Below are 16,480 nucleotides of genomic sequence, written 5' to 3'. Positions count from 1 at the left end.
ACTTGGGGTTGGGGTCGTCTACATATCCACGTGGCGACTTTGGGGGGCTGGTAAAGAGCCGCGTGAATTCAAAAAACTCGTCAGATCTCCTTAGCGAACGAGGGATGCGTTCGAACTGGTGATAACAACCGGCTTGCCGGCCTTGATGACGCGGGCCGTCTGGGTCAGACCTTCGTCCGAACCCGTGCGTGCCGTGATGCCGAAGCCTGCCACCGCGATCCCTGCGACGAGGGCTACGACCACGATCTTCAGGTGGGTCGAGCGATCTGCGCTGTAAATCGAGTGGTTCATGGAAGGCTCCTGCCGCCATCTACCCGAAGTAGTCGCTACCCTGTTCGGGCAGGTTCATGCTTCCGGTGCCCAACAACCTAGTATTGGGGGGATTCGTTCCCAAGGGGCGATCACAAGAGCGTGACAGGACGTGAAAGATCGCGATCAAAAACGATCCTTCATCGTGTAATTTCGTAATTATTTCAATGTCGTAATGTGCTTGTCAGGCGCCTTTTCCGCATCTGGTCGACAAGGCGCCAGGAACTCAAAAACCATTTGCCTGTGGCCGAAAAACACACGGCTTCTTAAGGCAAATCAGATGCTTCCGACCGTTTTCAACCTCGCCCTGGGGTGGATTTCAGCCTGCGACAGCACGGTCGTCTGAGCGCGGAACCGCTCGACGAGAGAGCGGACGAAGGGACGAATTGCCGCAGAGGTGACCAGCACCGGCGCCTCGCCTTCGCGCGCGGCGCGCTCGAAGGCCTCGCGTACGGCGGTCATGAACTCCGACAGTTTCGAGGGCTGCATCGCGAGGCTGCGCTCTTCGCCCTGGCCGATGATGGATTCGGCGAAGGCCTGCTCCCAGCGCGCCGACAGCGCGATCAGCGGCAGATAGCCGTTGTAGGAGGTGTTCTGCGCGCAGATCTGCCGCGCCAGGCGGGCACGGACGTGCTCGACCATGGTGGTGGGATTGCGCGAGAAGGCGAGCGAGTCGGCGATCCCCTCGAGGATGGTGGAGAGATCGCGGATCGAGATGCGCTCGGCGAGCAGCAGTTGCAGCACGCGCTGGATTCCGGAGACCGTGACCTGTCCGGGGACGATGTCCTTGACCAGCTCGCTCTGCTCCTTCGGCAGCTCCTTGAGCAGCTTCTGCACCTCGCCATAGGAGAGCAGGTCCGACATGTTGGCCTTGAGCAGCTCGGTGAGGTGGGTCGAGAGCACGGTCGCGGCGTCGACCACGGTGTAGCCCTTGAGCGAAGCCTCTTCCTTGAGGCTGGCATCGACCCAGGTCGCGGGCAGGCCGAAGGTCGGCTCGGTGGTGTGGATGCCGGGCACCTGAACCTGGCTGCCGCCGGGGTCCATGACCATGAACTGGTTCGGCCAGATCTTGCCGGTGCCGGCGTCGACCTCCTTGATCTTGATGATGTAGGTGTTGGCTTCGAGCTGGACGTTGTCGAGGATACGCACCGCCGGCATCACAAAGCCCATCTCGATCGCGAGCGAGCGGCGCAGCGCCTTGATCTGCTCGGTGAGGCGGTCGGTGCCGTCGGGGCCGTTGACCAGCGGCAGCAGCGCATAGCCGAGCTCGATCTTGAGGTCGTCGATCTTGAGCGCCGCCGAGATCGGCTCTTCGGTCGCAGCGGTGCCCGGCGCACCGGGCATGCCGGCCGCGGGCGCGGCCTTGGCAATTTCGTCAGCCTTGGCGGTTGCGCGGTTGCGGTTGCGCGCGGTCCAGGCCAGCGCACCGGCGCCGGCGCCGAGCACGAGGAAGGGAATGGTCGGAATGCCCGGCAGCGCCGCCAGCACCAGCATGACGGCCGAGGACATCGCGAGCGCCTGCGGATAGCCGGAGAACTGCTTCATCAGGGCCTTGTCGGCGGCGCCGGAGACGCCGGCCTTGGAGACCAGCAGGCCGGCCGCGGTCGAGACGATCAGCGCCGGCACCTGGGTGACGAGGCCGTCACCGACGGTCAGCAGCGTGTAGCTGCGCCCGGCGTCGGCGAAGGACAGGCCCTGCTGCGCCACGCCGATGATCATGCCGCCGACGACGTTGATGAAGACGATCAGAAGGCCGGCGATGGCGTCGCCGCGGACGAATTTCGAGGCACCGTCCATGGCGCCGAAGAAGCCGCTCTCGTCCTCCAGCGCCTTGCGGCGCTCCTTGGCGACCTTCTCGTCGATCAGGCCGGCGGAGAGATCGGCGTCGATCGCCATCTGCTTGCCGGGCATGGCGTCGAGGTGGAAGCGCGCGGCGACTTCGGCGATGCGGCCCGAACCCTTGGTGATGACGACGAAGTTGACGATGATCAGGATGGCGAAGACGATGATGCCGATGACGAAATTGCCGCCCATCACGAAGCTGCCGAAGGCTTCGATGACGTGACCGGCGGCATCCGTGCCCTCGTGCCCGTGCGACAGGATCAGGCGGGTCGAGGCCATGTTGAGCGACAGCCGCAGCATGGTCGAGATCAGCAGGATGGTCGGGAAGGCGGAGAATTCCAGCGGCGCCTGGATGAACAGCGACGTCATCAGGATCAGGATCGAGAGCGTGATCGAGATCGCCAGGAACAGGTCCAGCACGATCGCGGGCAGCGGCAGGATCAGGACCACCAGGATGGTGAGGATGCCGAGCGCCAGCGCGATGTCGCCGCGCTTGAGGATGTTGACGATCTCGGTGAGGGTGGGGACGCCGGCGTTTGTGCTCCCTACGCCCTGTCCCGCGGTGACGTCGACCATGGTAGCTGCCTCCCCGCGCGACTGCCGGCCGCGCGCCCCAAACGTCTGCGCGGCGGCCGAAGGGCCGCCGTTCCGAAAGTGAGGCACCGCACTGGCGTCCACGGGGGACCTCCCGTTTTACGCGGCTGACGACACTCGACTTCACCCGGCAATTCTTGCCGGGTGTATGGTTAGCAAAGGGTTAACGAGAGGTGCGGCGGGAGGTCAGACCGGGGTGTTTCGGCCTTCCGGGTCGTCATTCCGGGGCGGTGCGAAGCACCGAACCCGGAATCTCGAGATTCCGGGTCTGGTCCTGCGGACCATCCCGGAATGACGGGGTAGGTGGCAAAGCTACTTCGCCTTCTCCATCTTCGTCACCGTGTAGCCCGAAGCCGCCTCCTCGGCTTCGAAGGTGACCTTGTCGCCGACCTTCACCTGCTTGAGCAAAGCGGGGTCCTTGACGCGGTAGACCATGGTCATGGGTTCATCCATGCCGAGGCTCTTGGCTGGCCCGTGCTTGAGCGTGATCTTGCCGGCGCTCTCGTCGATCTTCTTGACCTCGCCGCTGATCGAGGCGCCTGGCGCCGCGGCGGCACCGAAGGTCAGGCCGAGCGTCAGCGCGAGCGCGGCGGCGATGCGGGTGATCGATTTCATGGCTCTCTCCATTGCTTCACTTGACGGTGACGTGGCCGACCATGCCGTAGTCGCGATGGTCCGGGATCAGGCAGGAAAATTCGAACGTGCCGGCCTTGCTGAACTTCCAGAGGATCTCGGCGGTCTTGCTCGGGGCGAGCCGGACCCCGTTCGGGTCGTCGTGCTCCATGTGCGGATGTTTCTTCATCACCTCGGCGTGCTCGAGGTTCTCCTTGGTGGTGGCGAGCAGGAATTCGTGGTCTTCCTTGCCGCTATTGCGCAGCACGAAGCGGATCTGTTCGCCGCGTTCGACCGTGATGTTCGACGGCTCGTAGGACATCTCGCTCATCGCGATCTCGACGGTACGTGCCGGCTTCTTGGGATCGCCGGGCTCGCCGGCCGAAAAGGTCTCATGACCGTGCTGGTCATGAGCAATGGCCGGCGCGATCGAAAGCGCAGCCAGCGCGAGGGCGAGTTTGATCGTCTTCATCTTGTTCTCCAGTTGGTGGTTCATCGAAACGCTCACATCTTCATGTTCTTCATCGGCGGCGTGCCGCCTGGCTGCCGCGCCGGTTCCGCGGCCGGCGGCGTCACTTCGTAGGCGACGGTGCCTTGCGGGAATTTGTACGGGCCGGGATCGCGGTAATCGTCGCGCGCGAGGTCCTCGCGGATCTTCATCACCGTGAACATGCCGCCCATCTCGATCGGGCCGAACTGGCCGGTGCCGGTCATCATCGGCAGCGTGTTGTCGGGCGCGGGCATCTCCATGTTGCCCATCGCCATGCCGGTCGAGCCCATCGCCATGCTGTCGGGTGCGAGCTTGCCGACGGCCTTGGCGAGATCCTTGCGCGACACGCCAATGAGGGTGCGCACCTCGTGTCCCATTGCGTTCATGGTGTGATGCGACTTGTGGCAGTGGAACGCCCAGTCGCCGGGATTGTCGGCGAGCACGTCGAACACCCGCACAGCGCCGACGGGGACGTCGGTGGTCGTCTCGGGAATCTGCGCGCTCTCCGGAATCCAGCCGCCGTCGGTGCAGGTCACCGCGAAGCTGTGGCCGTGCAGATGGATCGGATGGTTGGTCATGCTGAGATTGCCGATGCGCACGCGCACCTTGTCGCCGAGCCGCACCGGCAGCGGATCGATCCCCGGAAACACCCGCGAATTCCAGGTCCACATGTTGAAGTCGGTCATCTCGTTGACCCGCGGCAGGTAGCTGCCGGGATCGACGCGATAGGTGCTCATCACGAAGACATAGTCGCGGTCGACGGGCCGGAAATTCGGGTCGCGCGGATGCACGACGACCATGCCCATCATGCCCATGGCCATCTGCACCATCTCGTCGGAATGCGGGTGGTACATGAAGGTCCCGCTCTTCTTCATCTCGAACTCGTAGACGAAGGTCTTGCCCGGATCGATGTGCGGCTGATTCAGCCCGCCGACGCCGTCCATGCCGCTCGGCACGATCATGCCGTGCCAGTGAACGGTGGTGTATTCGGGCAATTTGTTGGTGACGAAGATGCGGACCTTGTCGCCCTCGACGGCCTCGATGGTCGGGCCCGGCGACTGGCCGTTATAGCCCCACAGGTTCACCTTCATGCCTTCGGCGAACTCGCGCACCACGGGTTCGGCGACGAGGTGGAATTCCTTCCAGTCACCGTTCATGCGGAACGGCAGCGACCAGCCGTTCAGCGTGACCACGGGGCGATAGTCCGGGCCGCTGATCGGATGCAGCGGCGGCTGCATCACCACTTTGTCCATGTGAGGTGCTTCCGGAATCGACGCAGCCTGGACGCGGCCGCTGATGGCCGACGCGCTGGCAAGCGCGGCAGTGCCCAAGAATCCTCGGCGGGAATACATGCTGGCCTCCATCTCAGTGGTCGCCGTCGGCAGACGCTGCCGCGGCGATGGTGGTTGACGTGTCGCCGCCGGAAGCGAGCGAACCGCCGCCATTGACGGCGGTCTGCAAGTCGGACTGGGCGAGGAAGAATCTTTGCCTGGCATCGATGGCGCCGCGCAGCGACGCCAGGCGCTGTCGCGCCTCGGTGAGCAACGCAAAAATGTCGACCTGCATGCTGGAGAAGCGCAGCTGCATCTCCTCGGTGATGATTTTGCGCAGGGGGATGATCTCGCGCTGGTAATGACTGGCGATATCGTAGGTGGACCGGTAGGTCCGGTAGGCATCGCGCGCCTCCGAGCGAACGTTCACGGCACGCTCGGTCAGGCGATTGAAGGCGAGATTGTAAGTCTCCGCCGCTTGTCGCACGCGCACCTCACCGCCGTCGAAGATCGGGATCTGGAACTGCACGTCGAAGCCGCGTTCGCGGAACGGCGCCCCTTCCGGATCCTGGGTGCGGCGGGAGATGCCGGCGAGATCGAGCAGCGTCACGAAGCGCGTCGCCTCGGTGAGATTGAGCGATTTGGCCAGCGCCGTCAGCTCGAGCCGCGCGATCTGCAAGTCGATGCGATGGGCGACCGCGTCGGCCTCGATCGAAGGCAGCGCTTGTGGCCGGCGCGGCAATGGCGGCAACTGGTTGGGCAGACGGAAATCGAGGCCGTCGTCCCATAGTCCCATCAGGCGCGCGAGCCGTTCGCGCGTGCTCGTCGCGGCCTGCCGCGCGGTCGCGAGGTCGGCGGTGGTCTCGGCGTAGAATACCTGTTCGCGGGCCTGGTCGAGCTTGTTGATCGAGCCGGTTTCGCCGAGCTTGACGGCGAGTTGGGCCGTCGATTCCGCCGTCGCCTTCGCGTCCGTCAGCAGCACCACCAGCTCGTTGCAGGTGACTGCGCGGACATAGGCGCGGCGCACGTCGGCCGCGAGCCGCAACGTCGCCAGTGCCGCGCGCAATTGGGCCTGGCGAAAGCGGTCGCGGGCGATGTCGGAGCGGAACGGCAGGGTCGCCAGCGCGAGGATGTCACCGACCACCTGGCGCTCGATCTCGTTGGCGCCATTGCCCGATATCCGCGAGATCGAGAACACGGGATTGGGCGGCAGGCTCTGCTCCACCAGCTCGGTTTCGGCCAGCGCCAGCTCGTTGTAAGCGGCTTGCAGCCCCTTGTTGTTGAGCAGCGCGATCTGCACGGCGGTCTCGGCGGTCAGCGTGCGCGCCAGCAACCGGTGGACGGTCGCGTTGACGGCCTCGGCGCCTTCTGCCGATCGGACGAAGGCGACGTCCTTGTTGATGGTCTGGCTGGCGAGGTCCGAGACCGTCGTCATGCCGCCGTCCGGCGAGAACGCCATGCAGCCGGAGAGTCCGAACGCGGTGAGCATGAGCAGGCCGCGCGCAAGATGGTGTGCCATGGCGCGCGCCTACCTGTCCTGCTTGGGCTGCGGCGCGACGGCGTCGTTGCGGTCGCGCCACGGCGCCGGCGTCGCAGGCCGCAGGCTGGTATAGGGCGCGACGGTCGACCGATAACTGGCGCGTGCGACCTTTGCCGAGGGATCGGCAGGATCGGCGTCGGCCACTTGCGTGGTGGCCGGCATGCAGCCGGCCAGCGCGAACGCAATCACGGCCAGCAGCGGCCAGCAAATTAGAAAGAGTCGTCCACGCACCGCGGATGCGGCGCCGGACTTCGCCCCGGAAAGGGTAAGCATGATTCATCCCTGAACTGTCGTGAGACCACAGGCTCGCGCGCGCAGACGCGCGCTGGCCCTGACGTCATCGTGTCAGATCAGGCGATGGGGGGACGGTAGAGCAGGGGCGGCGCCTCGCTACGCAGGCTGACCACGATCTCGGGCGCGCAGGCGGAGATGGGCTGAAGCGGCTTGGCGACGACGGGCAGATCGGCCGGCAGCGCACTCACGCACATCATCGCGCAGCACGGGCCGACTGTTCCCTTGCCGTCATGATGATGCGGAGCAGGCGCGTCCTGCGCCGCGGTCTGGGGATGCGCATGCGGTCCGGCGTGGTCATGCGAGGCGCCGTCATGCATGTGGCCGGCTGGCGTCTGATGATGCACCGGCACGACGTCGGCGAGGAGTGCGTCGTCGAGGCACGGCGCCGGACCATTGCCCCAGGCAAGGCTTGCGGCCGGCGCGAGCACGCAGAACAGATAGGCGAGGGCGATGATCCGCCCCACCCTGATCCGCATCGATCGTGTCAATCGCAACAGCATTCCGCCGATAGGCTCCTCGCGCGGCAGTCTTGCACACGCAGATTGCAAACTAATGGCAAAGCGCGGTTTCGCCAAGCATCTTCTTACCGCAGTGCACCGCGCATGCCCAATATCACGCCACGAAGCTTGACCGTGTTCCGATCCGCGGGCCATGGTTCGGCCCGTGCACGCCCCAAATCATCCCGGACAAACATCAGACTCATTCAGCCCTGATTCCCGTCAGGCCTGGGTGCGGCTTGTCATTGCGCTTCTGATCGGATCGATCGGAGGCGTCGGCATGTGGGCGATCGTGGTCATGATTCCCGCGGTCCAGGCCGAATTCGCCGCCACGCGCGGCGCGGTGTCGCTGGCCTTCACCCTCATGATGTTCGGCTTCGGGCTTGGCGGCGTGATCGCCGGCAAGATCACCGACCGATTCGGCATCGTGCCGGCGATGGCGATCAGCATCGCCTTCCTCGGCGTCGCCAATGTGCTCGCGGGCCTGTCTGGTCAACTCTGGCAGTTCGTGGCGGCGTATTTCCTGATCGGGCTCGGCACCTCGGCGACCTTCGCGCCGCTGATGGCGGAGGCTTCGCACTGGTTCGAGCGCTATCGCGGGCTGGCCGTGACCATCGTCGCGAGCGGCAATTACGTCGCCGGCACAATGTGGCCGCCGCTGGTGAATTGGGGCCTGCAGACGATCGGCTGGCGCATGACCCATATCGGCATCGGCCTCGTCTGCGTGGGCTTGATGACGATCCTGGTGCTTGTCCTACGCGCGCAGATGGGCGGCAACAAGGTTCGCGATCATGCCAATGCACCGCCGCCGCGGGTCGATCTCAAGCTCTCGACCAATACGCTGACGGTGCTGCTCTCGATCGCCAGCATCTCCTGCTGCGTCGCCATGGCGATGCCGCAGGTGCATATCGTCGCCTATTGCGGCGATCTCGGTTATGGCGTGGCGCGCGGCGCCGAGATGCTGTCTTTGATGATGGCCTGCGGCATCGTCAGCCGGATCGGCTCGGGCTTCCTTGCCGACAAGATCGGCGGCGTCCGCACGCTGCTGGTCGGGTCGCTGGCGCAGGGCTTTGCGCTGGTGTTCTACCTGTTCTTCGACAGCCTCGCCTCGCTCTACCTGATCTCCGCGATGTTCGGACTGTTCCAGGGCGGCATCGTGCCGAGCTACGCCATCATCGTGCGCGAGGCGATGCCGGCTGGCGAGGCGGCGACCCGTGTCGGCATCGTGATCTTCGCCTCGGTGTTCGGCATGTCGTTTGGCGGCTGGGTGTCGGGCGTCATCTTCGATGCCACCGGCTCGTATGCCGCGGCGTTCGCAAACGGCGTGGCCTGGAACGCGCTGAATATAGCCATCGTCCTGACCTTGCTGATCCGCTCGCGGATGAATTCGGTCAAGGCAAGACCGGGTTTCGCGACCTAAACCGCCTGTCCCGTCTTCAGCAGCGAGCAGCCGGTGATCTTGTAACTGCCATCGGCCTGCTGCTCGAGCGTGTAGACCGCCTCCCAGGCCTCGCCATTGGCGTCGACGATGTGGACGCGCTGGGCGATCCAGTTGCCTTCGGTCTTGCTGTCGCCGAACTCGAAACTCTTGTGGCGGTAGACCGGCGCGTAGCCGTTTTGCACCATGGACATGAAGATGTCGGGCGCCGGAAAGATCTCCTTGATTGCCGGTGCGGCATAGGAATAGGCGGCCGTGGCATCGTCGCGGACGAACGCCTGCTCCTGGGCGCGGATGATGCCCTGTGCCGCGGCGACGTCGTCGGCCAGTGCGCAGAACGGGCTGAGAGCAACAGCGAGAAGGAGAAGCAAGGCTGCGACGCGCACAACAGGCTCCGCGTTGATATCCCGGCGGCCTTGATCCTAGCACGATTTTGCAGAACGCGGGACGCGCTATCGCTTCCGCTTGGGCGCCGGCGTCGCGGGCTTGGCGGCGGAGCGCGCCTTGGCCTTCGCGACGGGCTGCACGCGCAGCCCGTCGACGAACACGTCGAGCATGCGCAGCACCGAGGATTGCCAGCCGGGCTGGTCGTGCATGTAGCACATGCCGATCAGAGCCCTGAGCAGGTCTTCCGGGCTGACATCGGCACGCATCTCGCCGGCCGCGACGGCGCGGTCGAGCAGCGAGCCGATCGCCTTGGTCAGCCGGTCCATCGAGAAGGCCGCAAGTTCCGACGAGCTCTGGAACGTCAGCGCCAGCGCTGCCGACATGCCTTTTTTCGTGGCCACGAATTCGACCCCGGAACGTAGCCAGCGGCGCAGTGCGTCGACCGAGTCCTTCGCATTCTTCAACTGCTCGGCAAGCTCGCTGAGCTGCTCGACTTCGCGCCGGTATACCGCCTCGAACAGATCCTCGCGCGTCGGGAAATGCCGGTAGAGCGTGCCGATGCCGACGCCGGCGCGTTTCGCCACGGCCTCCAGGCTCGCCTCCGGACCGCCCGCGTTGAACACGGCCTTGGCCGCTTCGAGCACGCGCTCGCGATTGCGCACGGCATCGGCGCGGGGCTTTCGGGTCTGGTCGGTGTGATCGTCCATGCCGGCAATGTAGATCACGAATTGGTTAGATTGAACCCTTGCCTAGCTGCATCGCGTTGTCTGCGCATGGGCTTTTGACGAATTCCAAATATTTTTCGGCGGCCCTTGTTAAGCGGAGGGTGCCTCCGTATCTTCGTTGCGGTGCTGGCCGGTTTCCGCCTGGCCAGCACATGTCGACGGCGGCCACGGCGGTGGCGCGCCGCGCGATCACTCATGTCCATATCTGATCGGAGCCTTGTATGAACCACTCGATCAGCCTCACCGTGAACGGTGCGCGGCGCGACTTCGTCCTCGACGATCCGCGCGTCACGCTGCTCGATCTCCTGCGTGAGCGCCTCCATCTGACCGGAACCAAGAAGGGATGCGACCGCGGCCAGTGCGGCGCCTGCACCATTCTCGTCGACGGCAAGCGCATCAATTCCTGCCTCGCGCTCGCCGTCAGCCATGACGGCGCCGACATCCTCACTATCGAGGGCGTCGCGCGCGGCGACCAGCTTCACCCCGTGCAGGCCGCCTTCATTGCCCATGACGGATTTCAGTGCGGCTTTTGCACGCCCGGCCAGATCATGAGCGCGATCGGCATGATGCGCGAGGCCCAGGCCGGCGACGATCCCGAACGCATCCGCGAATGCATGAGCGGCAATCTCTGCCGCTGCGGCGCCTATGCCGGCATCGTCGACGCCGTGCGCGAGGCGCAAGAACGCATGGACGAATCCAATCAGAGGCGCTCCGCATGAAACCGTTCGATTATGTCAGGCCGGCCACGGTTACCGAAGCCGTTGCCGCCGCCGGCCAGCCGGGCGCTGTCTATCTCGCCGCCGGCACCAATTTGCTCGATCTGATGAAGGGCGGCGTCAGCCGTCCGGATCGCCTGGTCGATGTCACGCATCTCGAAGGGCTCGACGCAATCGAGCATCTCGCCGACGGGTCGCTGCGTATCGGCGCGCTGGTGAGCAACGCCGATCTCGCGCACGATGCCGGCTTCGCGAAGTCCTATCCGGCCGTCGCCGAAGCGCTGCTCTCCGGCGCATCGGCGCAATTGCGCAACGCTGCGACCGTCGGCGGCAATCTGCTGCAACGGACGCGCTGCGCATATTTCTATGACACCGCCAGCCGCTGCAACAAGCGCGAGGCGGGCAGTGGCTGCGACGCCCGCGACGGCGAGAACCGTACCCATGCCGTGCTCGGCTGGAGCGAGAGCTGCATCGCCACGCATCCCTCGGACTTCTGCGTGCCCCTGGTTGCACTTGACGCCATCGTCGAGATCGAGGGCAAGAGCGGCCGTCGCGAGATCGCACTGGACGAACTGCATCGCCTGCCCGGCGATACGCCTCAGCGCGAGGCCGCGCTCGAACCCGGCGACCTGATTGTCGCGGTGCGCCTGCCGGCTGCGGCGCGCGGCTTTGCGGCGCATGCGCGCTACCTCAAGGTTCGTGAGCGCACATCTTACGCCTTTGCCGTCGTCTCGGCCGCCGCTGCGTTGCAGATCGAAAACGGCCAGATCAGGGAGGCGCGGCTCGCGCTCGGCGGCGTTGCCGCAAAGCCCTGGCGTGCCCGCGCAGCGGAAGACGTGCTCAAGGGTGTCGCGCCCACGGCCGACGCCTTCCAGGAAGCCGCCTGGCGCGCGCTCACCGACGCGAAGCCGTCCGGCGACAATGCCTTCAAGATCGAGCTCGCCCGCCGCATCGTCGTGCGCGCGTTGACTCTCGCCGCCGCCGGTACGCCGGCGCGCCTGCCGGCGCTGCCGGCCTCTCCCTTTGCCTCGACCTCCGGAGCCATCCATGCCTGAGCTCAATCTCACCAGCGCTCCCGCCCATCTGCGCCACGGCTCGAGCATCGGCCAGCCTCTGACCCGGCGCGACGGCCTCCTCAAGGTCAAGGGTCAGGCGACTTATGCGGCCGACAATCATCCGCCCGGGATGCTGTTTGCGGTGATGGCGGTCTCGAGCATTGCGCGCGGCCGCGTGGTCTCGCTCGATGTCTCTGCTGCCAAGCGCCATCCCGGCGTCGTCGACGTCATGACACCAGACCACAAGCCGCCACTCGCGATCGACCCCGAGATCAAGACCAACCCGTTCGTGTTCCGGATGGAGGTGCTGCAGAGCGACGAGGTCCGCTACGCCAACCAGCCGATCGCCGTCGTGATCGCCGAGACGCTGGAAGCGGCAACGGAAGGCGCGGTGCTGCTGGCGCCGCGCTATGAGGCGCTGCCTGCGCTCGTCGGCCTCGATGCCGGCGAGAGCTACGTGCCGCCGGTCGTCGGCGTCGGCAATCCCACGGAAAGCCACCGCGGCGATGTCGAGGCGGGCCTTGCCTCGGCCGAGAAGCAGATCGATGCGGTCTACGAGACGCCGCCGCAATATCACAATGCCATGGAGCCGCATGCGATCGTGGCCAGCTGGGACGGGGACAATCTGTCGGTCGACATGCCGACCCAGGGCCTGATGCTCTCGCTCGGGCGCATCGCCGAGCTGTTCGGCATTGCGCCTGACAAGATCCACATCCGCAGTCCGTTCCTCGGTGGCGGTTTCGGCTCCAAGGGGCTGATGTCCGGCCCGCCGACCCTCGGCATCATGGCGGCCAAGCTCGTCGGCCGGCCGGTGAAGCTCGTGCTGCGCCGTGAGCAGATGTACGGCCCGGTCGGCCATCGCGCACCGACCCGCCAGCGGCTGCGCATCGGCGCCGACGGCGAGGGGCGCCTGACTGCGCTCGATCACCATGCGAGAACCGTGTCGAGCACGTTCGACGATTTCTACGAGCCCGCCGCCGATGCCTCGCACACGCTCTATGCGGCGCCTGCGATCCGCACCTCGCACGATGCCGTGCGCGTCAACACCGGTACGCCGCTGTTCATGCGCGCGCCGGGCGAGGCGACCGGTTCGATTGCGCTCGAGAGTGCGATCGACGAGATGGCCTGGGCCTGCGGCATCGATCCGCTCGCCTTCCGTCTGAAGAACTACGCCGAGGTCGAGCCGATCACGGGAAAGCCGTTCTCATCCAAGGCGCTGCGTGCCTGCTACGAGCAGGGCGCCGCGCGCTTCGGCTGGGCCAAGCGCTCGCTCCAGCCGCGGCAGATGCGCGACGATGCCGGTCTTCTGGTCGGCTGGGGCATGGGCACCGCGACCTTCCCGGCGCTGATGTTCCAGGCGGAAGCGCGTGCCGCGATCCGCCGCGACGGCACCGGTGCGATGGAGATCGGCGCGCATGACATGGGGCAGGGCGCCTGGACGGCACTCGCCCAGATCGCAGCCGACGGTCTCGGCCTCGATATCGATCGCGTCACGTTCAAGGCCGGAACGTCCGACCTACCCGACGCCGGCATCGCCGGCGGCTCGGCGCACACGGCGACCGCGGGCGCTGCGATCCACAGCGCCGGCGCGGCCGTAATTGCTAAGCTCGCCGCTCTCGCCACCGGCGACGAGCGCTCGCCGCTGTTCGGCGCCGGTAATGCCGGCGTGGTCGCGCGCGACGGAAAGCTGTTCCGGCGTGACGACGAGAGTCGCGGCGAGAGCTATGCCGAGATCCTCGCGCGTGCCGGCGTCGCGGAGGTCGAGGCGCGTGGCACCGGCGCGCCAAATCCTGCGGCGATGGAGGAGTATGCCATGCACGCCCATGGCGCGGTGTTCGCGGAGGTGAAGGTCGATCCCGAGCTCGGCCAGGTCCGCGTCACGCGCATGGTCGGCGCCTTCGCCGCGGGGCGCATCGTCAATCCGCATCTGGTGAAGAGCCAGCTGTTCGGCGGCATGATCTGGGGCATGTCCTTCGCGCTGCACGAGGAGGCCATCACCGACCGCCGCAGCGGCCGGATCATGAATGCCAATCTCGGCGAGTACCACATCCCCGTGAATGCCGACGTGCCGCCGCTCGACGTGATCACGGTCGAGGAGCACGACCCGCATGTGAATGCGCTCGGGATCAAGGGCGTCGGCGAGATCGGCATCACCGGCAGCGCGGGCGCGGTCGCCAACGCCGTCTGGCACGCGACCGGGGTGCGCGTGCGCCGCTTCCCGATCCGGATCGAGGAATTGCTGACGCAGTCTTGAGCGCTGCGGCGATGTCAACGAGAGCCGGGCGGAGATCGCCGCGCGGCTCTCGCCCCGCGTCGAAGCGTCAGTTCATCTTCCGCCGGAGGGCCTTGATCGCCTCTCTCTGCGTCTCGATGTATGCGGCGATGGCCTCGCGCAGCTCGCGCGAGCGGAGCTTGTCGGCATCGCGCCGAACTTCGTCGAGCGCGGCTTCTGCATTGGCGAGCGTGATCTTCATCGGCGAGCCCTGTTACGAAGCGGCCCCGGAGTGCCTAGGAGTCCGGGGCCATAACCTCAGCACCTCTGCGCCAGGCTGCTCGGCTACGGTTCGTAATATATAGAGGTTCGGCTCGCGGAAATTGAGATGGCTCAAGCTCCGTAAGATTTCGGGGGATTTTGATCCGCGTCAAAACGTCGGCGGCGTGCAGGCCGAGATCACTTCGCACGGCTTGCCGCCGACGCAGCGGAAGCGATGCGGGCGGCGGCTCTCGAAATAATAGGCATCGCCGGGATTGAGGATGCGTCGCTCGTCCTCGACGGTGACTTCGAGCTTCCCCGATATCACGATGCCGCCTTCCTCGCCGTCATGAACGAGATGCACGCGCCCGGTGTCGCTGCCGGGCTCGTAGCGCTCCTTCAAAATCTGCAGGCTGCGGCCGAACAGATTGTCGCCGACTTGCCGATACGAGATCGGCTTCTTGCCGACCTCGGTCAGCTCTTCGGCGCGATAGAAGATCTTGCGCCGGCTCTCCGGCTCCAGTGCGAAGAACTCGGCGAGCCCCATCGGGATGCCGTCGAGGATGCGCTTGAGCGCGCCGACCGACGGGTTCATCTGGTTGGATTCGATCAGCGAAATCGTCGAATTGGTGACGCCGGCGCGCTTGGCAAGCTCGCGCTGCGACAGCTTCTGGCGCGCCCGGATGAATCGCAGCCGTCCACCGATGTCGACGCTCATGCCCCTGGTCCCTGTTGCAGGTGTTGCGGATCGCGCAAATATGGACCCGCGGCCCCAGTGAAATCAATGGCTTGCAGGTCACCAGAAAAGGACTTGTTGCGCTTTGGAAGCCGTGCCTCTGCTATCCCGTCAGCAAAGGAGCGCGGCCGTGACCCTTCATCAGATTCCGAACACTATCAAGACCGACTCGTTCTGGATGCCGTTCACGGCCAACCGGCAGTTCAAGAAGGCGCCGCGCCTGTTCTCCTCGGCCGAGGGCATGCACTACACCACCGTCGACGGCCGCAAGGTGATCGACGGCTCCGCCGGCCTCTGGTGCGTCAATGCCGGCCACGGCCGCAAGCAGATCGCCGCCGCGGTCGAGCGGCAGCTGATGACGCTGGACTTCGCGCCCACGTTCCAGATGGGCCATCCCCTGGCGTTCGACTTCGCCGAGCGGCTCGCCGAGATCGCGCCGAAGGGCCTCGACCGGATCTTCTTCACCAACTCCGGCTCCGAGTCGGTGGACACCGCGCTCAAGATCGCGCTCGCCTATCATCGCGCCACCGGCCAGTCGAGCCGCACCCGCCTGATCGGACGTGAGCGCGGCTATCACGGCGTCGGCTTCGGCGGCACGTCGGTCGGCGGCATGGTCGCCAACCGCCGCGCCTTCGCGACCCTGCTGCCGGGCGTCGACCACATTCGCCACACCCACGATCTCAGCCGCAACGCCTTCGCCAAGGACCAGCCGGAGCATGGTGCCGAGCTCGCCGACGATCTCGAGCGCCTGGTTGGCCTGCACGGCGCCGAGACGATCGCCGCCGTCATCGTCGAGCCGGTGCCGGGTTCGACCGCGGTGCTGCCGCCGCCGAAGGGCTATCTCCAGCGCCTGCGCGAGATCTGCGACAAGCACGGCATCCTCCTGATCTTCGACGAGGTCATCACCGGCTTCGGTCGCCTCGGCACGCCGTTCGCCGCCAATTTCTTCGGCGTCACGCCGGACCTGATGACGACGGCCAAGGGCATCACCAACGGCACCATTCCCTGCGGCGCGGTGTTCGCGAGCCGCAAGGTGCACGACGGGATGATGGTCGGCCCCGAGAACCAGATGGAGCTGTTCCACGGCTACACCTATTCGGCGCATCCGACGGCCTGCGCCGCCGGCATCGCGACGCTCGACATCTACAAGGACGAAGGCCTGCTCACGCGCGGTGCGTCGATCGCCGAATACTGGCGCGATGCGCTGCATTCGCTGAAGGGCCTGCCGAACGTCGTCGACATCCGCAATTGCGGCCTGATGGGCGCGGTCGAGCTGGCGCCGCGCGCCGGCGTGGTCGGTGCGCGCGGTTACGACGTGATGGTCGACTGCTTCAACACCGGCCTCTATTTGCGCATGAGCGGCGATAGCTTCGCGATGTCGCCTCCGCTCATCGTCGAGAAGAGCCATATCGACCAGATGGTCTCGATCCTCGGCGACGCCATCAAGAAGGTGGCCTGATAATTGCTCTCGCCGTTGCGAAAGTTCTTCTTGCAGCGGCGA

Annotated in this window: 17 protein-coding genes; 5 read left to right on the top strand and 12 right to left on the bottom strand. The window is 65.8% G+C overall.

The genetic code is table 11. From position 1 onward, the window contains the following. Nucleotides 1-90 precede the first annotated feature (90 nt). The 8 genes from ACVWW6_RS41345 to ACVWW6_RS41310 all read right to left on the bottom strand — a co-directional run bounded on the left by ACVWW6_RS41345 (nucleotide 91) and on the right by ACVWW6_RS41310 (nucleotide 7,452). Nucleotides 91-291: a hypothetical protein gene (locus ACVWW6_RS41345; protein ID WP_011084994.1), complete on the bottom strand. Its 201-nt coding sequence runs from the start codon at nucleotides 289-291 to the stop codon at nucleotides 91-93. A gap of 294 nt (nucleotides 292-585) precedes the next feature. Next, on the bottom strand, nucleotides 586-2,727 hold the full coding sequence (gene flhA / locus ACVWW6_RS41340; RefSeq protein WP_456682798.1) for a flagellar biosynthesis protein FlhA: 2,142 nt from the start codon (nucleotides 2,725-2,727) through the stop codon (nucleotides 586-588). Nucleotides 2,728-3,057: 330 nt separating this feature from the next. Continuing rightward, the gene (locus ACVWW6_RS41335; RefSeq protein ID WP_028175166.1) at nucleotides 3,058-3,360 is read right to left on the bottom strand and encodes a copper-binding protein; all 303 of its coding nucleotides are present in this window, start codon (nucleotides 3,358-3,360) and stop codon (nucleotides 3,058-3,060) included. A gap of 16 nt (nucleotides 3,361-3,376) precedes the next feature. Further along, complete coding sequence (locus ACVWW6_RS41330) at nucleotides 3,377-3,829, bottom strand: cupredoxin domain-containing protein (RefSeq protein WP_028175167.1); 453 nt, start codon at nucleotides 3,827-3,829, stop codon at nucleotides 3,377-3,379. A 32-nt stretch (nucleotides 3,830-3,861) separates the two neighbouring features. Next, entirely contained in the window at nucleotides 3,862-5,199 is a 1,338-nt protein-coding gene (locus ACVWW6_RS41325) for a copper oxidase (protein WP_404525803.1), read from the bottom strand. Between the two features lie 13 nt (nucleotides 5,200-5,212). After that, nucleotides 5,213-6,637: a TolC family protein gene (locus tag ACVWW6_RS41320; RefSeq protein WP_456682797.1), complete on the bottom strand. Its 1,425-nt coding sequence runs from the start codon at nucleotides 6,635-6,637 to the stop codon at nucleotides 5,213-5,215. 9 nt (nucleotides 6,638-6,646) lie between these two features. After that, nucleotides 6,647-6,931, bottom strand: a complete 285-nt coding sequence (locus ACVWW6_RS41315; protein ID WP_456682796.1) for a hypothetical protein — start codon at nucleotides 6,929-6,931, stop codon at nucleotides 6,647-6,649. 77 nt (nucleotides 6,932-7,008) lie between these two features. After that, a complete protein-coding gene (locus tag ACVWW6_RS41310) occupies nucleotides 7,009-7,452 on the bottom strand; it encodes a hypothetical protein (protein ID WP_456682795.1) in 444 nt (147 codons plus the stop codon). Between the two features lie 151 nt (nucleotides 7,453-7,603). Between ACVWW6_RS41310 and ACVWW6_RS41305 the strand changes: the two genes are divergently transcribed. Beyond that, on the top strand, nucleotides 7,604-8,869 hold the full coding sequence (locus ACVWW6_RS41305; protein WP_456682794.1) for an MFS transporter: 1,266 nt from the start codon (nucleotides 7,604-7,606) through the stop codon (nucleotides 8,867-8,869). Here ACVWW6_RS41305 and ACVWW6_RS41300 read toward each other — a convergent pair. Further along, nucleotides 8,866-9,273: a DUF4864 domain-containing protein gene (locus tag ACVWW6_RS41300; RefSeq protein WP_456682793.1), complete on the bottom strand. Its 408-nt coding sequence runs from the start codon at nucleotides 9,271-9,273 to the stop codon at nucleotides 8,866-8,868. The two genes, ACVWW6_RS41305 and ACVWW6_RS41300, sit on opposite strands and share 4 nt — an antisense overlap. Before the next feature lie 66 nt (nucleotides 9,274-9,339). After that, a complete protein-coding gene (locus tag ACVWW6_RS41295; protein WP_028175174.1) occupies nucleotides 9,340-9,981 on the bottom strand; it encodes a TetR/AcrR family transcriptional regulator in 642 nt (213 codons plus the stop codon). Between the two features lie 239 nt (nucleotides 9,982-10,220). On the opposite strand from ACVWW6_RS41295, the gene ACVWW6_RS41290 reads away from it, so the two are divergent. Genes ACVWW6_RS41290 through ACVWW6_RS41280 form a run of 3 tightly spaced genes read left to right on the top strand, consistent with a single transcriptional unit; the run spans nucleotide 10,221 to nucleotide 14,024 of the window. Continuing rightward, a complete protein-coding gene (locus ACVWW6_RS41290) occupies nucleotides 10,221-10,718 on the top strand; it encodes a (2Fe-2S)-binding protein (RefSeq protein WP_011085005.1) in 498 nt (165 codons plus the stop codon). Then, nucleotides 10,715-11,770: an FAD binding domain-containing protein gene (locus ACVWW6_RS41285; protein WP_456682792.1), complete on the top strand. Its 1,056-nt coding sequence runs from the start codon at nucleotides 10,715-10,717 to the stop codon at nucleotides 11,768-11,770. Before ACVWW6_RS41290 ends, ACVWW6_RS41285 begins: the two co-directional genes overlap by 4 nt. Then, on the top strand, nucleotides 11,763-14,024 hold the full coding sequence (locus ACVWW6_RS41280; RefSeq protein WP_456682791.1) for a xanthine dehydrogenase family protein molybdopterin-binding subunit: 2,262 nt from the start codon (nucleotides 11,763-11,765) through the stop codon (nucleotides 14,022-14,024). Before ACVWW6_RS41285 ends, ACVWW6_RS41280 begins: the two co-directional genes overlap by 8 nt. A gap of 67 nt (nucleotides 14,025-14,091) precedes the next feature. On the opposite strand, the gene ACVWW6_RS41275 is transcribed toward ACVWW6_RS41280, so the two are convergent. Further along, the gene (locus tag ACVWW6_RS41275) at nucleotides 14,092-14,244 is read right to left on the bottom strand and encodes a hypothetical protein (RefSeq protein ID WP_171901232.1); all 153 of its coding nucleotides are present in this window, start codon (nucleotides 14,242-14,244) and stop codon (nucleotides 14,092-14,094) included. A gap of 168 nt (nucleotides 14,245-14,412) precedes the next feature. Next, a complete protein-coding gene (locus tag ACVWW6_RS41270; RefSeq protein WP_011085008.1) occupies nucleotides 14,413-14,961 on the bottom strand; it encodes a cupin domain-containing protein in 549 nt (182 codons plus the stop codon). 148 nt (nucleotides 14,962-15,109) lie between these two features. On the opposite strand from ACVWW6_RS41270, the gene ACVWW6_RS41265 reads away from it, so the two are divergent. Then, on the top strand, nucleotides 15,110-16,438 hold the full coding sequence (locus ACVWW6_RS41265) for an aspartate aminotransferase family protein (RefSeq protein WP_039185890.1): 1,329 nt from the start codon (nucleotides 15,110-15,112) through the stop codon (nucleotides 16,436-16,438). Nucleotides 16,439-16,480: the final 42 nt, after the last annotated feature.

Source organism: Bradyrhizobium sp. USDA 3311, from assembly GCF_054062495.1.
Note: the sequence above shows the minus strand (reverse complement) of the source record. Positions and strands in the feature narration are given on the sequence as shown.